Below are 24078 nucleotides of genomic sequence, written 5' to 3' on the forward strand. Positions count from 1 at the left end.
GCAGTAAGGTACTGACCCGTGGTGTAATTGGCAACACATCTGATTTTGGTTCAGAAGAGTCCAGGTTCGAGCCCTGGCGGGTCAACCAGCAAACAATTAAAGGAGTACAATTCATTTTGTGCTCCTTTTTTGTTTACAGCACTTCACCGTCAGGGCGAGAAGTTTATCCCGTGAGTGAAACGAACCGGGAAGCCCTGGCGGGTCAACCAAAGATGAAAAGGAGTACAAATTTATTTTTGTACTCCTTTTTCTTATTAAACACTTTTTCGACAGGGCGAGAAGTTGGGACACTTTAAAAAGTAGGTGGAGTAAAAAAGAAATCACGAATTTTAATGATTAGTTTTTCCCTGCCGGGAGCCTTCATCTTTGCCTTGAAGCAAAGACGAAGCAGAAAATTCAAGGCTGATTTTCATCTTTAACCTCCATTTTCATAAAACCTAACTTCGGTCGGGTGATCTCCTCATAAATTCGGAGCTTCCCGGTCTCAGTAAGGTTTCATTTTAATTCCGGTTTCGATGAAAATAGGCCGCAGGAGTGCAAGTCCAAAGCCATCAAAAATCCTGATGAAATCAGGATAAGCGCGTGGAAGCTTATTTTTTTGATTCTTTTTGCCGTAGGCATCCCAACGGGGGATACTTTTCTCATCCAGGGAGAAAAGTTTAAAACAGAATTAATACAAAATGACTAATCCTCGATTAAGCAGATAACTGCAATCAAAATGTGTTTGAATTATTTTAAAGTCCACTGGATTTTCAATATGACCCAGAAGTTTATCCCGTGAGTGAAACGAACCGAGGGCGGGTAAACCAAAAATAAAGAGTTACAACTTCAGTATTTTTAGCTCTCTCTATTATCCCAATAACTTAAATTTATGATTTCAACTTGTTAATAATTACTTTTGTTCATATTGCTGGAGGTCATAAAATATTAATAAAGTTTTATGAGAAAATCAGAGTATGCATTATATGATAATCTGTTTCCTGATATTCAAAATTCCATTTCATTTGGAAATACTTGCTCGTTATGTTCTGAAAAACTTAGTTTTACCGGGGAAGATATTATTTGGGGAAATGGCCCCAAAGATGCAACGATTATGGTTATAGGGAAAGATTCAGCAGGAGGAAATATTAATGAAAGTTTATGGAAGGGTTCAAGAATTACAAGAATCCCTTTGACCAATAAAAAATCCGGTGCAAAAATCCGAATAATGTTTCATAAACTGGGAGTAAATCCTCATCGTATTTATTTCACAAATACAGTTAAATGTAATACAGGATATTTAAATGAAAACAATTTTTCTTATAATACATTAGTTAACAATTGCATTCAACACCTTTCTAGAGAAATAAAAATCATAAAACCCAGAATGATAATTTGCCTTGGAAGGTCTGTTCATCGTCTTGTTTATAAGCACATTGAAAGCTGTTTCAATAATTATGAATTAGACAAATGTAGATATTTAGAACATCCTTCCCGTGTAGAGGGCATTAAAAGGGAATCTGTATATATTCAAAAATTACATGATTTATTAATGTGATTAAAAACAATAACTTCAAGTTGGCCTTATAAAACAGAGATTCAATATTCATAGGCTTGCATGATAACTTTTTTAACGTATTTATCTACATCATCACAATAGTTTTCTGAACTAATGTTTAACACAGGATAACCACCCCAGCCATCTTGTTTTAATAAATGACGATATTTCTCGTATTCTCCTTTTCTCAAATATATTTTAAATCTACTTTTTGAAGATTCAATCCACACAAGTCCTTTGCCATTACTACGATATGAAATCATACTACTTTTTACTATTTCTTCAATTTCATCATCAATTTCTAATATCCATTCTCTTAAATTTTTTAAAATTTCATTTGTTTTTTCATCCCCCTTGTAAAGAACCTGTTCCAAACTAAATCCTTCACTATTAGTTGTTTTTCCGTCATCTTTTGAATGTAGAGTTAATGACACTTGCGGTTTTGCAAAATTCAGCTGTTCAAAAGAAATTAGGTCACCATAAAAAGAATATTTAATCAATTCAACATGTGCATTTATTTGGTTAATTGCTGAGGTTTCTTTTTGGTCAAAATTATCGGCAATTATCAGTAATCTTGGAATAGATTTCCAATCAACTGAAGAATTTTTACCCAGTTTTTCACGTACAATCATCTCAAATGTTTTTTTATTCATTCTCAACCAGTCTATGTAAAACAATCCTTGAATAATTGCACTCAAATCTTTATGCTTCTTGTATTCGATTATAACCGGGGTCTTGCTCTCATCAATGCATAAAGAATCTATTCTTCCATTGGGAATTGGATATTCAGTTTCAAGAAATTTCAATCCAAATATCTTTTCCATATTAAATTCAACTAATTCCTGTAATTCTTTTTCCCTATTGAATTGTAGTCTTTGAACATTCTCTACAATTTTCTTTGGTGAAATTCTATAAAGTGGCATTTTTTGTAATTTTTAATTTAACCCAATTGCCGACAATTCTACACCCTCTTAATATACTAAAATTCAATCAACTATACAACAAATCATTAACTTATTCAAATAGTTTTTCCCATAAAAAAAGGAACCCGAACGCCTCCGGATTCCTTTTTCCATATTCAAAGTATTGAATTAATCTACACCATGATATCGGTAGTGAGGTTTTCAATACTGGTTTCAATTCCTTCAAACGGTTTACCGTTGCCCTGGTTGTCGTCTTCCACAAACATGTATTTCATTCCTGCTGTTTCGCGGGCTTCATAAATCCGTTTAAAATCAATAAGTCCAGCTCCAACTGCAGTGATGTCATCTTTAACTACATCGAAAAACGGCTCTTCATGATCGAATCCCATATCTTTGAAATGCAGCAACTGGAATCGTCCCGGGTACTTGTTAAACATTTCCACCGGATCCTGGCCGGCTTTGGTAACCCAGTATAAATCCAGCTCCATGGTAATGAGGTCGGCATCCATTTCTTTCATAAAGAGATCGTAGTAAGGAATGATGCCATCCATGGGTTTGAACTCGAAATTGTGGTTGTGGTATCCAAACTGAATGCCCACATCTTTCATAACAAGGCCTACCTCATTCCAGGCAGCTATCATTTTTTTGTAGCTTTCAACGTTGCGGTCTTCTTCGTTTACCCAGGGTTGCACACAATATTTCACGCCCAGCTCGGCATGGTCGTCGGCCATTTTCTGGGCATTTTCGCGGGTAATTCCGGTAGCCTCAACGCCGGCATGGCTGCTGATTACTTCCATGCCCATGTCGTTCACAATTTTTTTGAACTCGGCAGGAGCGTAACCGTAAAATTTGCCATTGGCATAATCGGCCAGTTCCAGGTTTTTATAACCCATGTCGGAAACTTTCTGCAACGAGCCCACTACATCTTCGGCCATGGCATCGCGTATGGTATACAGCTGTATGCCAACTCCGTAACTTTTTCGGTTATTGCCTCCACCTGAACTGCAGGCAATGGGTCCCAAAGCAACGGCACCCAACATACCTGCTGCTGAAATTTTTAAGAAATCCCTTCTTTTTTGCATCGTATTTAATTTTTTATTGTTGATTTAAGTTAATAGTTCCTTTTTAAAACCGTAAAAATAATGCATTCCAATTATTTAAGAGTCAAAAAAATGAAATTATTGTACTTTTAACAAGCCGAAGATTTTTAAAAAAGGTTGTTTCGCTTTAATACAATTATATTATTTTTGCATTCTCAAAATGTCCCGTGGTGTAATTGGCAACACGTCTGACTCTGGATCAGAAGAGTCCAGGTTCGAGCCCTGGCGGGACAACAAGAAAATCAATCACTTACAAATTTATTTTGTAGGTGATTTTTTTATGCGCCTCTTGCATCTAATTAACAAGTACCAGGTAAAATTATTCGGTGTGAGAATAATTCCGGATCAATTAAAACAAATCGGAGTGGGTTACGGTGCGCACCAAAGTAATTTTCATGGCCTGGATGTCTTCCAACCAAATTAGAAGCAAATCCGGCAATACGAGGCATTCGCTGTGTCTGGCAAATTTTCCTTTTAATTTGTGTGGTTTGTGCTTTTTTATCGATTCCGGCAAAACCAGACTAAGAAAGGGGTTGAATAAAATTTCGTAGAATTTCAAAATCGTGGGGCGAACGTTTTTTTAATGTCTTTAAATCTTTTTTGAATCTTCCGGTAATATGAAGTTCATACATGGGTATTAAATTGAATCGAACAATTCATCAACGCTGTTTACTTTGGTTGTTTTTCCCTGCTCTGCCTCCTTCATTGCCTCAATGGTTTCATCATTCGGAGTGTGTTCAAATTCGATATCCCGGCCGGTTTTTGCCATTTCCTTCAGTAATCCGTAAAGGTATTTACCGCGTTTAGTGTTGGTTTTTATTTTCACCTGAACTGTTGCCATATCTTTTTTTACAAATATACGAATTGAGTTTCAATCTCATAACCGGCATCGATGTTTCCTTTTTTCGCTCTTTACCCCACCGGCTTATTCTCTTCTTCAAACTGATGAAGCAGTCCGGCATATTTGCCGCCGCTTTTTAGCAGCTCGTTGTGATTGCCGCGTTCGATAATCTGCCCTTCTTCCATCACTAGGATTATGTCGGAATTTTTAATGGTACTCAGGCGGTGGGCGACGGCAATTACCGTTTTTGCCGAAAAAATATTGACAATGGCCTGCTGGATGTATTGTTCGGTGAGCGAATCGACCGAGCTGGTGGCCTCGTCGAGCACAATCAGCTCGCTGTTGCTGCAAATGGCGCGTGCAAACGATATCAGCTGCGCCTGTCCTTTCGACAGGTTATCGCCGTTATCCTGCACCACAAACTTATATTTACGCGGAAGCTGTTCAATAAAATAATCGGCATAAACAAACGTGGCAGCTTGCTCCACATCGGCTTTGGAAACCGATTTGCGCCCCAGTGAAATATTAAATTCTACCGTATCGTTAAACATGAAAATATCCTGCTGCATCACCGAAATGGTTTCGCGGACGCGGGCAAGCGGAATGTCGTCAAGTTCCTCACCATTAATAGTAATCGACCCCTCGTAACCGGTGTACGTTTTGGCCAGCAACCGGATAATGGTGGATTTCCCCGAGCCGGTTGTTCCCACCAGTGCCAGGCGCTCGCCCTTGTTAAGTTTAAACGACACGTTTTTCAGCACATAAGGCGTATCATCTGAATAGCGGAAATTCACATTCTTAAATTCAATCTCCTGAACAGGCAGCGGTTCAATTTTTTCATTTTCAATGGTTGATTTGGGAGCTTCTTCTTTTTGCTCAAACAATTCATTAATGTGTTCGAGAGCTGAGAGGGCGCGTTGAATAGTTGATATCTGCTGGGTAAACTGTTTTACCGGCACAAACAACCGTTCCAGTGTTGTTATGAATACGATAAGCACTCCCATGGTGTAACCATAATCCCATATTTGAATGGCCCCGTACCAAATCACCAGCGCGGTGGCCACCGACGTAATTCCTTCCACCACCGAATAGAGCAGCGAATCATAAATATTCGATTTGTTCTGCGCATCGCTGTACTGTTTGTTCAGGTTGTCATACTTACTTAAAGCCTCATCTTCTGCCGAATAGAGCTGAATCGTTTTCATGCCGTTCAGCGACTCCTGCAGATAGGCAGCTGATTTGGCAAGGCTGCTGCGCGATTTATTAAACGCATTCCTGATTTTTTTCCGCAGATAGGCCACTGTTAAAACAATTAACGGCACAACCAACATCAGCACCAGCGTGAGGCGCCAGTTGAGGTAAAAAAGGTAACCCAGCAGCGCCAACGTTTTTATACTGTTGGCCAGCAGCCCGAGAATTCCGGCAGCAAACGATTCCGAAATGGATTCCATGTCGCTGGTGAGGCGCGAGAGCGTTACGCCGATGGGTTTTTTATCGAAATAACTCAACGGGAAACGCAGCGATTTCCCAAACAGGTATTTACGAAGATCGACAATGGCCCTGTTGCCCGCTATGGAGAAAGAGTAGCTGTAAAACCCGTCGAAAAGAATATTGGCAAGCAAGGCCAGCGACAAAAAGGTTATCTGTTTTATCAGGCCGTCCACATTGCCCGGCACAATATAATCATCAACAATGCCCTGCACGAGCCAAAGGAAGACAATGCCGGCCAGTGCCGTAACCGGAATGGAGGCAATGCTCAGGAAAAACCATTTTTTGTGCGGTTTAAAATACCGGGCAAACTTCAGCAGCAGCTGCCAGTCTTTGGTTTTTACTATTTTATTTGGCGCTTTTATCATTATCCTTTCGTCTTTTTGTGGCCCTCCTGTTGCAGGTTTAGAATATCGCTGTAAAATTTCGATTGTTTTAACAGGTCCCGGTGATTTCCTTTGGCTGCCAGCCGGCCATCTTCAAGTACAATGGTGAAATCGGTTTTTTCAAGCACGCTTATTCGGTTGCTTACCACCAGCACGCTTTTGGCCGCGTGGTTTTTAATTACATGCTGAATAAGAAACCGCTCCGTTTCGGTATCGACAGCAGAAAAAACATCGTCGAGAATGAGCAGATCGCAGGGCGTGTAAAGCGCCCGTGCCAGGCTGATGCGCTGTTTCTGACCGCCCGACAGCATGATGCCTTTCTCGCCCACCAGTGTTTTCTCTTTCATGGGCATGCGGGTCAACTCATCGGCAAAAGCACTTTTATAAACCACATCTTCAAAATCCGCTTTCACCGAAAATTTTTCAGCACCCAGGAAAATGTTGTTTTCAATTGTATCGGAAAAGAGAAAAACTTCCTGCGTTACTGTTCTCACTAAAGAACGAATATCTTCGCCTCTCAGGAAAGCGGCATCTTTTTCACCAAAATACACCATCCCTTTTTCCGGCCTCAAATAGCCGTTCAAACAATTTATGAGCGTAGTTTTTCCCGAACCCACTTTGCCGGTGAGGCCAATTACCTGTCCGGGTTCTATTGAAAATGAAATGTCTTTCAACTCTGGTCGCTCCCCGTTATGGTAAGTGTAACTGAGGTTTTTTACATGAATGCCATCTTTAAAGAGCTGTTCTTTTTCGTGGACAGGCAGCAACTTGCGTTCATCATCCACCCCGTTTCGGTTCATAATGGTTTGCAGGCTGGAGATGCCCACAAATCCCTGCTGCAACACCGTGAGCAGCCACCCGAGGCCCATTACCGGCTGGGCCAGCAGGGCAGAATAGGCAATATATTCAGTGAGTTCGCCAATGGTAAATTCGCCGTTTATCACGAACATTCCGCCCGCAAAAAGCACCACAATTTTTAAAATCTGCCCTAGGTTGCCAAGCAGTGGCAGAATAAAAGACCGAATCCAGGCAATATTCATGGTTTTGTCGAACAGCGAAAGGTTTTCCTTCTGCACCTCCTCTTCGGCATATGAGTAAATATTGTAGTTTTTTATGACGCTGTTACCCGACAGAAAGGAGATGGTTTTTCCTGAAAGCCGTTGCAGAATGTCCATGCGGAGGCGTGTATTTTTAACCATAATGGCCATGCCAATGCGCACCGCAATAAAAACTATCAACATGGGCACTATGACATACAGCGTGAGCGCCGGCGACATTTTCCACATTTTGTAAGGCGTAACCGATAGCGACAACAGCACATTGCCAATCTGCAAAATACCAAACCCGGTTATCATACGCACCCCGTTAATGTCGTTGTTAACGCGGGAAATGATATTCCCCGTGGGATTTTGGTCGTAATAATCTTTGCCGAAAGAGGCCAGTTTTTTAAACATTTCCCCTTTCAGCTGTTTTTCGATGAGCCGTGCCGGGAAAAATATCAGAATCCGGGAAAAAGTCCGCACCAGAATCAGCACCAGTGCCAGCGCAAAAATGAGCAGCACGTTATGGTAAAATTCTGTTCTGCCCTCATCCGGTCCGGTTCCAATCAGGTCAACGCTTTTCTGGATAAACTCAGGGATGGTAACCGACACCCATACCGTGAGGATCAGGAAGATGATTCCTCCTGTGTACCACCACCGGTACTGATGCGTATAGTTGAGCAGAAATTTTAATTTCGAAAACATGAACCTGAGTGCTGTTTAAATTTATCTGTTGTTGTTTGTTTTGTCGGTCAGCATTTGCAACTGGTACTTCTCCCAACCCGAAACGTCTAATCCGGCTGAAAGTTTCTTTTCATGAAGCTGAAGGAGCATTTCGGCCGGGGTAACTCCGGTTGTTGTAATTTTCCGGACAGGTTCCAAGAAGTGGCTTTCATCGCCAATACCCAATAATTCAGAACGCCTTTTCAACCCGTTTTCAGCGATACGGCAAATTTGTTTCGCGATTTTACCGGCATGCAAATTGCCACTCGCGGCATTCAGTCCGTCCTTCGGCACACGCGACCGCATTTCTTTTAACTCGTTTATATTCCAGGTTGAAATCAGTTCATACGATTCTTCCAGGCTTTCAGCGTCATACAACAAACCCGTCCACAACGCCGAAACCGCCGTAACGTGAGGTACAGAGCCCGCGTCGGCACCGCGCATTTCAATAAACTGCTTCAGCCGGATGTCGGGAAAAACGGTGGCAACGTGGGTATCCCAATCTTCCAAAGTGGGTTTCAGGGTGTACTTTCCCTGCAAAAAATCACGGAAAGTCATACCACTGGGCGAATGATAATTTTCCCCACGCTGAATAAAATACATGGGTACATCCAGCAGGTAATCCACCCAGTATTCAAACCCAAAACCTTCATCGAAAACGAAAGGCAGAAATCCGCACCTGTCAGGATCCGTATCGTCCCAAACATGCGCGCGATAGCTCAAAAAACCGTTGGGTTTGCCCTGCGAAAAAGGCGAGTTGGCAAAAATGGCTGTGGCCACCGGTTGCAGAGCCTGAGCAATCCGTATCTTTTTTATCATGTCCTGTTCTGAGCTGAAATCCAGGTTCACCTGCACCGATGCCGTGTTCTGCATCATTTCATGGCCCAGTTTCCCTTTTTGGGGCATGTATTCTTTCATGTAGCGGTAACGTGTTTTGGGAATCCAGGGGACATTGCTGCGTGCTGACAACGGATCGACTCCCAACGACAGGCTGAACAAATTCAACCGTTCGCAGATTTCCTCCAGCTCGTAATAATGTTGTTGGGTTTCCAGAAATGTCTCCTGCAGCGTTCTCAGCTTACTGCCCGAAAGCTCCACCTGTCCGCCGGGTTCCAGCGTTATGGAAGCTCCGTTTTTTTTGAGGCCCACTACATTTTTCTTTTCCGCAACCGGCTGCCAGGCATTTTGCTGCAAATGGTTAAAAATGGTGCGAATCCCATTTTCCTCAAAATAACCAACGCGTGCAGCTGTTTTTTTATGGAACAGAAATTTTTCGTGCTCGGTACCAATGCTCCATTCTCCGGGCGACTTGCATCCCAGCTCGAAATAGTCAATCAGTTGCGATTTTTGCGTTATTTCCGGTTTTTCTGTTTCAGGCATTCCAATATATTAGTGTAACAAAATAACAATTTCATTTTCATTTCGACTTAATTCATTTTGGATTAACGGAATAACTTAATGATAATTCTATTTTAACCCATTATTTCCAGGTTGAAAAATTCCCGATATCTGGTCGGGGTTTTCTTATTTCATCCGGCAACTGCCGGACCGGGGTAAAGAATAAGAAAAACCGATTTTCATTTTGAACTAAAAATTACATCGAGCACATATTTCTCCACGTGGCGGTTTTTGCCGATATACGGGAAATCGTGCATTGAAAGCATGGCAGGGGCATTCAACTCCACTACAATGTAATTGCCGGGAGCCGGTGCCGCGTCAATATCCTGAATGATAATGTCGATTCCGGCAATTTTCAGGCCTGCCGACTGCGCTGCTTTCACGGCCACATCTTTATAAAACGAGGGCATTTCATCGGTAATGTCGATGCTGTCGCCACCGGTGCTCAAATTTGAATTCTTTCGCAGATATACTTTTTCGCCATTTTTCAAAATTGAATTCAGATTTAATGAATTGGCTTTTAAGTGCCTCAACACCTCATCATCGAAAACAATTTTCAGCAGCGGATGCCTGTAATCCGTTCCGCGACCCACATTTTTCTGATCGATTAGTTGTTGAATGGTTTGTATTCCATCGCCTGTAACATTAGCTGGCTCGCGGAAAGCTACTGCCCGCACTTCGTAATCAACTACCAGAAAACGAAATTCCCTTCCGGGAAAGTATTCTTCCACAATCACTTTTTTGGAAAACTGAAATGCATTTTCAACCGCTTTCATCACCTCATCCCGGCTTTGCAGGTTCGTGCTTACGGCAATTCCGTGGTCGGTGTCAACGGGTTTTACCACTGCCGGAAGTTGAACCGCATTGAGTTGAGCGGGAAGAAAACCGCGCTCCAGCAAAATGCCGTTGGCATGACTGATACCGCTGCGCTGCAAAAATTGCCGGGTCATCCATTTGTCGTTCGAAATCCAGTAGGCAATCAGGCTGTTGGCATCCGAAATGGTGCCTTCGTGAATAATGTATTCTTTGTTTTGGTGCCTAACTGCAAGCAAATTGTTGTTGGCATCGATGATTTCAAAAGGCAGTTTTCGCCGCAGTATTTCAGCAATAATAATTTGAGTGGTGGCCTCAAAATGTTCATATCCGGACAATGGCGTAAAATTACTGCCGGGGCCCGGAGTTGTTTCATCGCTGGCGGATTTGTTTTTTTGCTGGTGTTGGTTTTCCATAAAAGTATTGTAAAAATTCAATTTATTCCTCTGTTGTTTATTGTATCACCCTGCAGGTTGTCATTTATACAGCTAACCCATACGGTTTGTTTACAAGTAGATTTGCAAAGATACAACTGCCAATCAAAAAGTGTGGACACATTGCCATTAGGTATGGAATAGGTTAAGATGCAACAATCATCAACCGCCGCGCTGAAAGGGCAGGTTAATTCAGTAGCCCGTAAAAAAGAATCAGTCTTGTGGTGTAACTGGCAATACGTCTGCCCTGATTCAAAACTCAACCGCACCGATCGAAATTTAGTATTATTTGTTTTTAAAAGACGATACACTCGGGCGGAGAAACCAAACTCGAGTACTGGCAAGACAATTAATAAACCAGGGAGCACCAATACTGGATGCACTCCCTTTCTTTATTTAAGCATCAGCCTTTAGTTTAGTATTCCACAGAAACAGGGTTAAAAACCCCTATCGGCATCTGCCTAATTCCCGAAAAAAAATATCGGCATTTTTGCCTTTATAATTCAAAAAAGACCATTTTATTTTATGTTTACTGATTTTTTTCCGCGAACAGGGACGCGAACTCCCCTCTATGACTGCAAGTATATGATTTACAGCGACAGGGGAATTAAAAAACGCTATTGTCCGAGCCATTTTAAATTTGTATGTTGCCGCGGTGATTTATTCCATAAACATGAAAAACTTGATAAGACAAACAAGTCTTGTGGGCGTACTGATTTTCATTTTCTTCATAAGAAGTTATGGGCAGGCTGAACCCATTCATACCCAATACATGTTTAACATGCAGCCCATTAATCCGGCCTACACGGGGATGTGGGAAAAAATCGGATTCTCCACGCTGGTGCGCAAGCAGTGGGCAGGCATCGACCGGTCGCCGCTCACGCAGGTATTTTCATTCCATTCCCCTACCAACAACAGGAATGTGGGTTTGGGACTTAACGTAGCCAACGACAGGTATGGACTGGAAAATAAACTGAGCATTTTTGGCGATTACGCCTACGAAATTGCGCTGACCCCGCAAACCCGCCTGCGCTTGGGGCTAAAAGCTGGTTTCATCAACTACAAAAATCCGCTTACCCAGTACGAATTATATCCCGATGGTGAATACGACCCCGCATTTGGCGCAGATGTGGATTTGAAATTTATGCCCAACTTTGGCCTTGGGGCGTTCCTCTACGAGGAAAATTATTATGTAAGCCTCTCCATTCCCAAACTGCTGAAAAATGATTACAGGGCCAACATCAACAATTACAATATTGAGACTGAAATCCAGACCATTTACCTCGCTGCCGGGTACGTTTTCAACTTTATCACGTTAAACTACATGGCTTTCAAACCCACCATGCTGGTTGCAGCCACCCGTGGACTGCCGCTTCAATACGACCTGGCAGCAAATGTTTTACTTAACGAAAAATTTTGGCTGGGACTGGTGCTCCGCTCCGGAAATGCACTCAGCTTTGTATCGCAATGGATTATGGACAACAACCTGCGACTGGGGTTTGCCATGGACTTAACCTACAACGAAATTTTTCCCTACCAGTATGGCACTTACGAGGTGACATTGGGATTCGATATCGATTTCTTCGGCAGAAGCTACATCCGGGAAAAGTATTTTTGATTTTGCGGACGAAAGGAAATAGTTCATATCACTATTCAAAAAATAATTAGGTAAAAAGAGGTTAATTATTAATTTGAGGAGCTGATAAAATCTTCCACGCAAAGACGCGCAAAAAGAGCGAAGTTTAAAAATTATTGACCACCCGGCAAGTGGTATCCTTTAACGTTTTGGAGTTAAATTTATTGAATTAGGCATTTTAACAATTCTTGTAAGTGTCAGACATTCATGATGATATATTTTTTGTGGAATGAAGCTGGTTAAATTTAAATTAGGTTCTTTTATATCAGAAACCAACAAGGGGTTGCAACCCCTTGTTTATCAAGTTTTTTCACAACTCGCGATTTATTACTTAAGTGCCTAATTCAATAAGGTTTTTTATTTTAGCACTCATCAAATTTAAACGCTGGTGAAATCATCTTTTAAGAACCTGTTTTTCAAACCTTACAACAGACAGCAAATTACGGAACTCAGAAAAAACCTTATTCTTTTAACAACCTTAGTAACAAGCCAAAAAATCCAGCAAATAACTACCTTATTACCTAATTGAAGATTTTGGGTCTTTGTGCCCTGGTGGCATAAAAGAACTGGCCAACCGCGAAGCGAACCCAATGGGAGAAAACACGAAGTCACGAAGATTCACAAAATTCATTATCGAATTAAATTTGCATTCATCTCTTATAACAATTTCATTTTATAAATCTTAGACACACAATAAGGTAATAAGAGGTTAATTATTAATTTGAGGAGCTGATAAAATCTTCCACGCAAAGACGCGCAAAAAGAGCGAAGTTTAAAAATTATTGACCACCCGGCAAGTGGTATCCTTTAACGTTTTGGAGTTAAATTTATTAGCAGTCCCGGTTTTATTTCAGATAAGTGAGCAACAAAGTAATATCATTCTCAGTCATTTGATTTTTCATTGCGATTTTTGCGTTTCTTTTATTTTGCGCCCCTATTTTTCGGGGTCTGCGTGGAATAAAATTAGCCAGAACTCATAGCACAAAATTTTAAGAATTTTAAGTATTCGGGAAAATTATATGAATTGTTTTGTGGTTCTGAAACCTGCACCTGGTGTTTGCCATGTATTTTAACCAAACCATAAAAACCTTATTTTTATGACATTATACACACTTCTGTAATCCAACATATACCGCATTGCAAAAGCAGGAACCCGGTATGGATTCGATTAGTGTAACGCAATCAGGAAAAAAGCATACAAAAACTCAGCAAGTGTTCGATTACCATCAGCATTTTTGAACAAGTGATCAGAATATAATCTTTTGATTTTAAATGATTTTATGCTGAAAAAAACATTCTCACCTGTTTACTATCATTTTGTTTTTTTTAACTTGCACCCACAAATCTTTAATAGTTATTAACAATTAACAAAAGCAAAACCGTTCATCATTCGGAAAAAAAGACAAAAAACCTTTTTAAAATTTCGGATAAACAACGTAGATTGCATTTAACAAATGTCCTGCGGCAAATTTTAGGACATTTATTTTATCGGTGATGGTAAAAAATAGGGGTCACATAACTCTTGTCAGGATTCTTATACTTGTAACTTTCCTACTAACCGCTGTTTTGGATGAAAAATCTGATGCAAGGGAGGTTTCACTTTATCATTTTTCAGGTTCAAGAACCCGCTTTACTACCTCATCTCTAACAGAATGCAACTGTGCATTACTGAATTTAAATACCGGGCCCACTGCCGACAAAACCTGTTTTTTCAAAACAGGATTTCCAATCCTTAATCAAAATGAGGCCGGATTTTCCATACCAAATGTCAATAGCACTAAATTATTCCTCGTTCCACTACTCGCTTCCGGCGCATTGAAAAAACAAGGCTACCATCCCATTAACGGGCCACCAGACCGGGCCATCCAAACAGAAGACCTATTCAACCAACCATTTAAATCAAAAGCCGTCATCCCATCGCCTGCAGGTTCCTGCATTCCGATTCCTGAAAATCTTTTGGCCAGTCTCAATCCCTTGCAGTTGACTCCAGGCAGTGAAGTGATGCATACAACAAACAAAAAATCAACCACATACGATAAGAAAACTCCGTCAACTTCTTTCCGCGCACAACAAAATCCGGAAATCACCTGCCCCGGTGATATTTCCACCTACACCGACATCAACACCTGCGAGAGCTTCATTTCGGGCAATCTCGACCCGGAGTTCGATGAAAATGAAGTGGCCTCGCTCACCTGGGAAATGACCGGCGCCACCGAAGATGCCTCTCCGCCGCAGGGCATCAACCGCATTGGCAGCCACACCTTTAACGAAGGGGCCACAATGGTCACTTACACTGCTACCGGGAATGACAGGAACACCACTTCCTGCTCGTTTACAGTTACCATCTCCGACAACCAGGTGCCGCGCCTGGAAAACATCCCGGGCGACATTACCGTGCAAGCCGCGCCAGGAGAGTGTTCCGCCACGGTTTTCTGGATTGAACCCACCGCCAGCGACAACTGCACGCCGAACCGGCTGATTATAAAGGAAAACAATTACGAGCCAGGCGACGAATTCCCTGTGGGCACCACCCGCGTGGAGTACATCGCATCCGACGCCATGGGCAACGAAAGCCAGCAGGCCACATTTACCATCACTGTGGAAGACACCGAGCCGCCGGTGCTCTCCATGCCTGCCGATACCACCATCCAGTGTGGCGACGAAATTCCAGCCTCGTGGCAAACCCTGCAACAACTCACCGCTGCAGGAGGCTCGGCCACCGACAACTGCAAAGTGGATGAAACCACCTTCCGCCTGCTTTCTGAAACCCAAAGCCGGGAAAACTGCCCGTATGCACTGACAAAAGTCTATGAGATTGCCGATGCCAGCGGGAATGTTGCCACTGCCGAACACCGGATTGTGGTGGAAGGGGAAGAAGAAGTTGCTGAAACGGATGAAGAGGTGGAGTTGAAAGGGGCGATGGCGGGAACCACTACAGCTATTGACGATGGGGATTGGGATGATCCTGCTACCTGGGATAATGGTGTTCCTGACGGATCAACCAATGTAGTTATTCCATCAGCCTATACAGTGACATTAACTGATGATGCAGTTTGTAATGATATTAATATAGAAGGAACATTAAATTATCTCGATAACGGTGCTTATAATTTACAGGTTTACGGAAATTGGACCAATAGCGGTTCATACAATGGCGGAACCAACGGAATTGTTGAGTTTGCCGGCAGCGTCGATGCTACAATCAGCGGAAATACAACGTTTGAAGATTTAATTATAAGTAAGGGAAGTCTTTCAACCACATTATCAATAATCGGAACAGCAGCTATTTCAGGTGGCGGAAGTTTAAAAATGAACAGTGGCCTGGTACAGGTTGGCTCCGGAAATAGTTTTAATATCAACTCAACTGGCGGTTTTACCATTGAAGAAACTGCTGGACTGGAGATAAATGGGGGTACGCTTACCACCGGGGCTTTTTCGATTGAAAATAAAGGTTTATTTAAAATTAACGACGGAACTGTAACGCTTGGCCAAACATCGGGAAACAGTTTAACCATCCGAAGTTCAGGAACACTCGAAGTAAATGATGGCACAGTTAATATTGCAGGCCGGCTCGTTGTTTCGGGAGGAACCGCAGACATTTTCGGTGGAACCATCAATTTAAACACCGAAGGGCACAGCAGTTCCTCTTTGGCAACTTTAGATTTAACTGCCACTTCTGATTTTAATATGACAGGAGGAACTATAAACTTTTTGAATCCAAACGGCTCAGGAAATCTCGATTTATCCATTTTAGACGGGGGAACCAAAAACTTTGGGGGTACATTAAATTTCGGAACAGGAACTTACAAAATATCCAGTGATACATCCTTCCCGAATTTTACTTCAACAGGAGACGCAGATATTATTTATAGAATACCAGTTACAGAAAATGGAACTTATAATTTTCCTCTAACAACTGCAGCCGGAGCTTCAATTCCCGCTTCCATAACAATTTCCGGCTCTGACTACACCAACGCTTACATTGAAATTGAAACTTTTGACGAAAAACATCCTGAAAATGCCAACACCACAAACTTCCTGAACCGCTACTGGACAATAGCTACCAGTGGAATCACCAATCTGGATTACGATGTAACCGTAGATTACCACAGCAATGATATCTCCGGCACTATTTCCGGATTTATTGTCGGAGATTATACCGGTTCAGTATGGAACGAAACAGGAAATGCAACCATTAGTGGAAATACCATATCCATCACTGAAATCACACAGCAAAATTTTGAGTTTACCGCGCTTAGTGAACCAACCGTTTCTGTTTCTGCATCGCCTGAAACTATTTGTTACGGCACTTCAACTACATTAACTGCCACGGCAACCGGCGACCAGATAGAAAGTTATTCATGGAATCCCGCTACCGATCTCGATTTAACTGATCCAGCAAACCCCATTGCCAGCCCATCAGTAACTACAACATACGAAGTTACCGTTACAGATGGAAATGGTTTTATAGCATCTGATGATATTGAGGTGATAGTTCATCCTCTTCCGACTGCCCAAATTACTTCTGCCGATTTAACAATTTGCGACGGGGGTTCGGTAAACATTTCCGGTAATGTTACTGCAAACGGGAACTGGACACTTACTTTAAGCGATGGAAGTACAGCAACCGGAACAGGGGACGGAACTTTTTCTGTAATTGTGAACCCAAATACAACCACAACTTATTCAATTAGTTCACTTTCAGATGAAAATTGCGACGCAGTAGAATCTGGATTAACAGGAACAACAACAGTTACAGTTGTTGAGCAGCCAGTAGCACCTGACTTGACCAAAAATCCCAATCTTAGCGATGTTTGCGAAGGACAAACATTAACTGTTTCTGTTACTGCCGGAACAGGTGGTGCCGGAAACATCGATGATGAATACCGCTACTCAACTGATAACGGGACAAACTGGTCTGCCTGGTCAACCACAGTGCCGACATTTAATGCAGTGGAGGGTATAAACCTTATTGAAAGCAGGAGAACAGCAGATGGAACCGGATGCACTGAATCTACACCAAATCGGGTTAGCTGGATAGTTATCGCTCAACCAGAAGGGCCAACATTGGCTTCAAAAACACCAGGTGATGATGGTGTTTGTGTTGGACAATCCGTTTCGGCAACTTTTAATTCCGGCAGCGGAGGAGTTGGTTGTTCAGATGAATTTCAATACAGTTTTGATGGAATAAACTGGGCAACATATTCTGGCGGAAATATAAATACCACCGGTCATGAAGGAAATACATTAATTATTCAGGGAAGACGTACAAACTGCGCTGTTAATACAGAATGCACAGGAACAAACTGGGCAACAATAGCCGAATGGGAAATTTACCCCCTCCCAATCCCCACCATAACCGGAAATTTTTTACCCTGTCAAACCACAACAGTAACATATACCACTGAATCCGGGATGAGTAGTTACGATTGGTCTGTTTCTGCTGGTGGTTCAGTCATTTCAGGCGGAGATGGTACGAACCAGATAGACGTCAGATGGAACAATTCCGGCAGCCAGGCCATTGAAGTCAATTACACAACGCCCGAAGGCTGTACGGCCAGTAATTCAACAGTTGAAACCGTTAATGTTTACCAAAAACCAACACTTGTAATTAACGACCCTGAAGGAGTTTGCGCACCGGGAACAGTGGATTTAACCGCCCCGGCAATAACAACAGGGTCAACTTCCGGTTTAACCTATGATTATTTTACCGACGCAACCGGCAATACTGCACTAACAGCCCCGGAAACAGTCACTACTTCAGGAACGTACTATATTCGAGGTGAATCATCCGATGGGTGCTTTACCGACATTAAACCCGTTGAGGTTACCATTTATGATGAAGTGGAAGTAGTTATTACCGACCCCGATCCTGTTTGCACACCCGCAACAGTAAACCTTACAAATGCTGCAATTACTTCAGGATCAACCACCGGCTTAAACTACACCTACTGGCTGGATGCCAACGCCACCAACTCTTTAACAAATTACACCACGGTTGCTACTACCGGCACTTACTACATTAAAGGTGAAACCACCAACGGTTGTTATGACATTCAGCCGGTGAATGTTACGGTGAATACCACGCCGGAAATGACAACTGACAATACAAAAACAATTTGTTCGGGAGAAAGCACGGATATTTTGCTTCAGGCAAATGTTGATGCTAATTTTTCATGGACCATTGGTGAAATAACAGGAAATATTTCAGGTGCAGAAGCAGGTTCAGGCAGTTTAATAGACCAAGAACTTGAAGCTACTGAAGCCACTGGCGGAACAGTTGAGTATTTGGTTACCGCAAAAGCTGATTATGATAATGATTTTAGCTGTGAAAGTTCCGTATTTCCAATTACAGTCACCGTTAATACACTTCCAACGGTTACACAACAACCGGAAACACCTTTACTGGTTTGTGGAAAATCAAATACTGCAATTTCTTCATACAGCACAGCTTCGCCGTCTGCCACAATTCAATGGGAATATAGTATGGATGGAACAACCGGATGGACTCCCGTGCCCGATGGTCTTGTTGGCTCCGGCGATTTGCGGGATTTTGAATTTGACGGAACAACTAAAAATCTATTAGAATTATTTGCACCTGATAGTGATGAAGAAGTTTTTTTTAGAGCTGCATTTACGAACTCTTGTGGCACAACACATTCAGATATTTCACATGTTGTGGTAGATAAACATGGTCCTTTTGTCAATACAGATATTGATCAGGAAGAGGTTGCATGTGTAGGAGGTGAAGTTACATTAACTGCCAAAATTACAGGTTCCGGTGCTGGTAATAATCCTGATAATATAAATGAAGCCTGGCTGCAGTATAATAACAATGGTGTTTGGGAAGAAGTGCCCGGTAGTTATCAGAAATCCAATAATAGCGGACAGATTACTTATAGTTATACCATTAACACAGGCGATTATCCTTATGAGCCTGAATTCAGAATTTATGTTACCGGAAAATGCGGAACTTCAAGTACATCTGTAAAAATACTTTACCTGCAATCTGTTGTTACTACTGTAAATTCCTGCATTGGTGGCGACAATGTTCAATTTTTACTCGACGATGAAATCACCAATGACAACAATCTTGATCAAGATGAGGGATGGACGGTAAACGGTGGCGGAGATATAAACCCGGTTACCGGTGAATTTGAGCCAACAACTCCCGGCTGTTATGAAGCTACCTATGCAAAAGGAAATTGCATAGATACCAAACCGTTTGTTGTTTTCCCGGAGGTACCCGCGTTTGAACTGACTGGAGGATGTGGAACCGAACTGGAAATCCCGGAAATTACTCCGGTTGCTGATTTTTCGCTGGAATTTGCTGTTCAACCGCCGGGTGGTACATTGAGTGAATACGGGACACGAACACAGGCTAACACTATTCTAAACAATACTTCCGGATGCTGGACCATTTTGGCCAGGTATGTACTAACATCCGATTGCAGCACTGAGTATGCCACTGTACCGGCAGGAACAATCAGCCCTTGCGGAGACTATACTGTCAACGCCCTCGTCCTTCCCGAACCACCTGTTTTAAACACGCCCAACAACACCTGCAACACAACATTCACACTTCCTTCAGTCCCGGCCATCAGTGGTTTTAGCGTTGAATGGAAAATTGATGGAAATGATTGGGCTGCAACACCAACCCTGCCCACCGACCCGGGATGCCACACCATCCAGGCGCGTTATGTACTGGAAAATGAATGCGGAACATTACCGGCTAGTGCAACGGGTGATGAAGACTGTGTGAGCAACATCGTAAGTGTGGTTATTTATCCGCCTGCACCGCCTGCACCCGAAGTTAGTGCCGGGTGCGGCCCGTTTGAGGTAACACCTCCGGCTGATATCGGAGGGTTCAATATTGAATACAGCTTTGATGACGGGGATACCTGGGGTAGCTCCAATCAATCACCTGCCGGCGACGACTGTTCAGGTTATGAAGTAAAAACCCGTTACGTGCTGGCCGATGATTGCGGAAACACAAATGCAGGAGATGCCAGTTCCAGTCTGGCTTGCAGCGAATCGGACGCAACACTCCGCATTATCGACACCACACCTCCCGATGTTACCTGCAACACCCCTGCGCCGGATCCGGTTTGTGTAAACACAGCGGCTCAAACTTATGTGCATACCGGAACAAGCTGGGATGCTACGGTAATTGAAAACTGCGAAACAACTTCTGTATTTGCCAGTTTATCCGGCGACACTGAAGCCGTTAATCTGACCACCCTGAATAATGTGGAATTCAATATTGGTATAACAACCGTTACCTGGGAAGCTTTTGATGGATGCAATTATAACACTTGCGAATTCACCGTAACAGTAAATCCCAAACCGGTTATAAATCCATACTCTGTTGAAATTTGCAGTGATGGTAGTTTCTCCTACACACCGGAGAATGAAACCGACGGTATTGTGCCAACCGGAACAACTTATTCCTGGTCGGCTCCTTCCGTAGCCGGAATTGAAGGAACAGTAGCCGGAACCGACGAAACAAACATCAGTGGAACCCTGACAAACACAACCGACCAACCCATCGATGTGGTTTATACCGTTACCCCAACAGCCGGTATTTGCGACGGCGAACCATTTACGGTAACCATAACTGTAAACCCGGTAATTACCTGCACTATTTCCGGGCCTGCTGAACCGCTTTGCCCGAATACGGAATACATTTTCACAGCTGAAACCGGCATGAGCAATTATTTTTGGAGTATTACGGGCGATGCAACCATTGTTGGAAATACAGATGGTGAAACCGTAACAATACGAACAGCAGATGTTTGCGACGGGGCCTTCACGTTAAACCTGAATTATAACGATGCCAGCGGCTGCGGTTCTACCTGCGAGCTTACTGTAACAATACTTGACGAAACTGCGCCGGTTATTACAACTCAGCCGGTAAATGATGAAGCTTTATGTGTTTCGGGCGGTGCCGGTTCCAATACAAACTATCAAACCTGGCTTGAAAATAACGGAGGTGCAACCGCCACCGATAATTGCAGCGACGTAACCTGGACCAATAACAGCACCACACAGGACTGGGTTATTGATTTGGTTGCCCATGCCAAAACCAAAACCGTTACCTTTACTGCAACCGATGAATGCGGGAATTCGACAGATACCGATCCGGCGATTTTTACCATCACAGATGATGAGCCGCCAACAATCACCTGCCCCGGCGATGGAAATCCAATTGTCTTGCAGGCCATCACCGGTGAATGTGAGGTAACAGAATACGAGGCAGACCTCGATCCAGTTTATAGTGACATATGTTCAGACCCTGAACTTTCATACATACTTAATCTACCAGACGGAACCACAGTAGAAGGTGATGGTTCTGTTGACGGCTACAACTTTCCGCTGGGTGAAACAACCGTTACCTATATTGCCACCGATGATGTGGGCAATGAGGCATCCTGCCAGTTTACAGTTTTTGTTGAATGGACAGAGTTTTACGAAACGATTGTAGATTGTCCTCCAGTCCCTGATCCGGTGTTTGTAGAAAATGGTGAAACTGAAGCCTGGGTAGAAGTATCCGCCCCTACTTATGATGATCCATGTGTGGCTGTAAAAACTGTCGAGCATGATTCAGAATTCAGCACCGAAACTGAAAATGCAAACGGAAACTATCCAATCGGAACAACTATCGTAACCTGGACAATTACAGACGTTTCCGGCAATACTTACGAATGTGAACAAGAAGTTGTAGTACTTGCCGCACCCGTTATCGAATGTCCCGATCCTGATACGCTGGATGCCGGTTCTGGTGTTTGTTCGGCACTGTTCGATCCTCTTGAAGCCGAACTGGTAAGCGGCGGACGTCCACTCGTTTGGACTTATACCATCTCCTGGCCCGACGGAAGACCAGATACATACGTAGAATTCGATGAAACAACCGAAGGTGTTGAAGGCCCGCCCGAAATCGGCGAGATGGAGTTCCCGGTAGGTACAACAACCATATACTGGACGGCAACCAACCCCTCCGGAACTGATGAGTGTTCCCATACCATTACAGTTATCGACAACGAACCTCCTTCCTTTACTCCGCCCGCTGCGTACGAAAACTGCGTCGATCCGCTCCACTGGGCAACCTACGATCCTGACAATGCAAATCCTGTGGTCAACCACATAGACCCGAATTTAAATAAATACCCGGTCGATTTCAGAACATTTGAATCAGAAAATACTGAACTCAATATTGAAAATATAAACGATAATTGCTGCGCTGATGATGATTTAATTATTCACTGGAAAATTGAATTTTCACCAACACCTGATCCGCAAAATGAAGACGAATGGATAACACACGACCCGATTGAATCAACCGGGCAGCCTTCAGAATATGGAAGCGACATCGAGCTTTGGGGCGACGGGGTTGAATTCAATACCATTACCCACACCATTACCTACTGGCTGGAAGACTGCAGCCTGGATGAAGAGGGGAACGGAAATATGAGCGAACCGATTTCTGTGGATATTGTGATAACACCACGGCCGCAAATAACAAAAGAGAACTATTGATTATGAAAGACAGGAAATACATAATGAAAAAAGCCCCTCTGTCCTGCGGACATCTCCCCATAGGGACAAGCCCCAAAGGGGAGAGAAGAGGAGGAGGATGGAAGACGGAAGTCAGAAGTCGGAAGTCGGAAGTCATAAGCGGGATGCCCCGGTGGCTTGGGGAAGTCCAAAGTCAGAAGACGGAAGAAACCGGTGATCGAGCATCGATTTCCGATCATTGGCTGGCAACCGCTACCCCTGACGGGGCTGCGAGCCCCGTCAGGGGTGACGCACTCCCCGGCAGATCGAAGTCCATAGTCAGCAGTCGGAAGTTGGCAGTCGGAGGCAAGAAACAAAAAGCGCGTAACCCGAGGCTCGCAGCTCACAACTTGAAGCTTGCAGCTTGCGAATTGCAACTCAAAAAACACAGCTCACAGCTTTTAAATAAAAATCAAAATATAACTACGATCTCTCTTACCCCTCTCCTTTGGATTTATTCCTACGGAAGAGGTCGGGAGAGGCTTCTCTTAAAATATAACCAGTGTTGCATCTTCCCTCCTCCCTCTCCTTTTGGAGAGGGCCGGGGAGAGGCTTCTTTTTCCCTGTTGCCGCGGGGAAGCGCTGGTTCCGGCGATTGTCCCGGGGCTGCTGCCATCACCACAATCATTTCGTTCTTGTTCAGCAGCTTACGGGGCGCGTCAAAAAATGCAGGTGCTAAGCGCTTAGCGCGTAAAAACAGCCTGCCAGTAATTAACCAGTCTCTGGAATCTTGTGCGGTGGGTTTGTCCCCCTTTGTCAAGGGGGACGAGTCCCGGTTTACCGGGACAGGGGGTAAAGGGAGTCAGTCTCCTGCAACCCCACCAATCCGCTCAAGAAAAAAAGACACAAACCAGAAAGGAGGCACGTGACAAACAGTAACTAACCCAATTAACCTGTCATTTCCCGCGAAGCGATCCCTATGGGAGAATCCCGGTATTCCGGGTGAGAAATCTGTTCACTAAAAACGAGAGATTTCTCCTAACGTCGAAATGACAATTCAGAGTTGGCGCTGTTCCCGATAATAATCGGGACTGACAGGCCGAAAGAAGAAACCAACGCCCAGGATAAACATTATCCTAAACCGGCAACAGAAAATAAAAGCTTGAAAGCTGATTAATTTATTGCCAGTTCATACGTAGCAGTTCCTCATCCCCCTCCTTTGGATTTATTCCTACGGAAGGGGTTAGGGGAGGTCCAAATCCCGG

At 43.3% G+C, this 24078-nt stretch carries 12 protein-coding genes and 2 tRNA genes; 5 read left to right on the forward strand and 9 right to left on the reverse strand.

Annotated elements, in window-relative coordinates; genetic code table 11:
* Window positions 1-12: 12 nt before the first annotated feature.
* Window positions 13-88, forward strand: a tRNA-Gln gene (locus tag BUC07_RS10000).
* An 852-nt stretch (window positions 89-940) separates the two neighbouring features.
* Complete coding sequence (locus BUC07_RS10005) at window positions 941-1537, forward strand: uracil-DNA glycosylase family protein (protein ID WP_073168962.1); 597 nt, start codon at window positions 941-943, stop codon at window positions 1535-1537.
* 41 nt (window positions 1538-1578) lie between these two features.
* Here BUC07_RS10005 and BUC07_RS10010 read toward each other — a convergent pair whose 3' ends face one another.
* Both BUC07_RS10010 and BUC07_RS10015 read right to left on the reverse strand, forming a co-directional pair.
* Window positions 1579-2460: an endonuclease NucS domain-containing protein gene (locus tag BUC07_RS10010; protein WP_073168964.1), complete on the reverse strand. Its 882-nt coding sequence runs from the start codon at window positions 2458-2460 to the stop codon at window positions 1579-1581.
* A 173-nt stretch (window positions 2461-2633) separates the two neighbouring features.
* On the reverse strand, window positions 2634-3542 hold the full coding sequence (locus BUC07_RS10015) for a sugar phosphate isomerase/epimerase family protein (protein WP_073168966.1): 909 nt from the start codon (window positions 3540-3542) through the stop codon (window positions 2634-2636).
* 179 nt (window positions 3543-3721) lie between these two features.
* On the opposite strand from BUC07_RS10015, the gene BUC07_RS10020 reads away from it, so the two are divergent.
* Window positions 3722-3794 (forward strand) — tRNA-Gln (locus BUC07_RS10020).
* A 115-nt stretch (window positions 3795-3909) separates the two neighbouring features.
* On the opposite strand, the gene BUC07_RS21625 is transcribed toward BUC07_RS10020, so the two are convergent.
* The 6 genes from BUC07_RS21625 to BUC07_RS10050 form a co-directional block, all read right to left on the reverse strand.
* A complete protein-coding gene (locus BUC07_RS21625; protein ID WP_175552508.1) occupies window positions 3910-4119 on the reverse strand; it encodes a type II toxin-antitoxin system YafQ family toxin in 210 nt (69 codons plus the stop codon).
* Between the two features lie 78 nt (window positions 4120-4197).
* The gene (locus BUC07_RS10030; RefSeq protein WP_073168968.1) at window positions 4198-4401 is read right to left on the reverse strand and encodes a hypothetical protein; all 204 of its coding nucleotides are present in this window, start codon (window positions 4399-4401) and stop codon (window positions 4198-4200) included.
* A gap of 71 nt (window positions 4402-4472) precedes the next feature.
* Window positions 4473-6257, reverse strand: a complete 1785-nt coding sequence (locus BUC07_RS10035) for an ABC transporter ATP-binding protein (RefSeq protein WP_083578193.1) — start codon at window positions 6255-6257, stop codon at window positions 4473-4475.
* Complete coding sequence (locus tag BUC07_RS10040; protein WP_073168970.1) at window positions 6257-8020, reverse strand: ABC transporter ATP-binding protein; 1764 nt, start codon at window positions 8018-8020, stop codon at window positions 6257-6259. Before BUC07_RS10040 ends, BUC07_RS10035 begins: the two co-directional genes overlap by 1 nt.
* A gap of 21 nt (window positions 8021-8041) precedes the next feature.
* Window positions 8042-9418 (reverse strand): glutamate--cysteine ligase, encoded by a 1377-nt coding sequence (locus BUC07_RS10045; protein ID WP_073168972.1) that lies wholly within the window; start codon window positions 9416-9418, stop codon window positions 8042-8044.
* 197 nt (window positions 9419-9615) lie between these two features.
* Window positions 9616-10665 carry a glutamate ligase gene (locus BUC07_RS10050; protein ID WP_073168974.1) on the reverse strand — a complete coding sequence of 350 codons (1050 nt, stop codon included), beginning with the start codon at window positions 10663-10665 and terminating at the stop codon, window positions 9616-9618.
* A gap of 691 nt (window positions 10666-11356) precedes the next feature.
* On the opposite strand from BUC07_RS10050, the gene BUC07_RS10055 reads away from it, so the two are divergent.
* Entirely contained in the window at window positions 11357-12301 is a 945-nt protein-coding gene (locus tag BUC07_RS10055; RefSeq protein ID WP_073168975.1) for a PorP/SprF family type IX secretion system membrane protein, read from the forward strand.
* 1512 nt (window positions 12302-13813) lie between these two features.
* Window positions 13814-22855 carry an HYR domain-containing protein gene (locus BUC07_RS10060; RefSeq protein ID WP_083578194.1) on the forward strand — a complete coding sequence of 3014 codons (9042 nt, stop codon included), beginning with the start codon at window positions 13814-13816 and terminating at the stop codon, window positions 22853-22855.
* 478 nt (window positions 22856-23333) lie between these two features.
* On the opposite strand, the gene BUC07_RS20915 is transcribed toward BUC07_RS10060, so the two are convergent.
* On the reverse strand, window positions 23334-23501 hold the full coding sequence (locus BUC07_RS20915; protein ID WP_175552509.1) for a hypothetical protein: 168 nt from the start codon (window positions 23499-23501) through the stop codon (window positions 23334-23336).
* Window positions 23502-24078: the final 577 nt, after the last annotated feature.

The sequence above is a fragment of the Tangfeifania diversioriginum genome (assembly GCF_900141875.1).
In the GTDB taxonomy this organism is placed as follows: domain Bacteria; phylum Bacteroidota; class Bacteroidia; order Bacteroidales; family Prolixibacteraceae; genus Tangfeifania; species Tangfeifania diversioriginum.

Coding starts and splice junctions, on each gene's coding strand:
- BUC07_RS10005 (WP_073168962.1), top strand. CDS start 941: ATGAGAAAATCAGAGTATGCATTATATGATAATCTGTTTCCTGATATT.
- BUC07_RS10010 (WP_073168964.1), bottom strand. CDS start 2,460: ATGCCACTTTATAGAATTTCACCAAAGAAAATTGTAGAGAATGTTCAA.
- BUC07_RS10015 (WP_073168966.1), bottom strand. CDS start 3,542: ATGCAAAAAAGAAGGGATTTCTTAAAAATTTCAGCAGCAGGTATGTTG.
- BUC07_RS10030 (WP_073168968.1), bottom strand. CDS start 4,401: ATGGCAACAGTTCAGGTGAAAATAAAAACCAACACTAAACGCGGTAAA.
- BUC07_RS10035 (WP_083578193.1), bottom strand. CDS start 6,257: ATGATAAAAGCGCCAAATAAAATAGTAAAAACCAAAGACTGGCAGCTG.
- BUC07_RS10040 (WP_073168970.1), bottom strand. CDS start 8,020: ATGTTTTCGAAATTAAAATTTCTGCTCAACTATACGCATCAGTACCGG.
- BUC07_RS10045 (WP_073168972.1), bottom strand. CDS start 9,418: ATGCCTGAAACAGAAAAACCGGAAATAACGCAAAAATCGCAACTGATT.
- BUC07_RS10050 (WP_073168974.1), bottom strand. CDS start 10,665: ATGGAAAACCAACACCAGCAAAAAAACAAATCCGCCAGCGATGAAACA.
- BUC07_RS10055 (WP_073168975.1), top strand. CDS start 11,357: ATGAAAAACTTGATAAGACAAACAAGTCTTGTGGGCGTACTGATTTTC.
- BUC07_RS10060 (WP_083578194.1), top strand. CDS start 13,814: ATGGTAAAAAATAGGGGTCACATAACTCTTGTCAGGATTCTTATACTT.
- BUC07_RS20915 (WP_175552509.1), bottom strand. CDS start 23,501: ATGATTGTGGTGATGGCAGCAGCCCCGGGACAATCGCCGGAACCAGCG.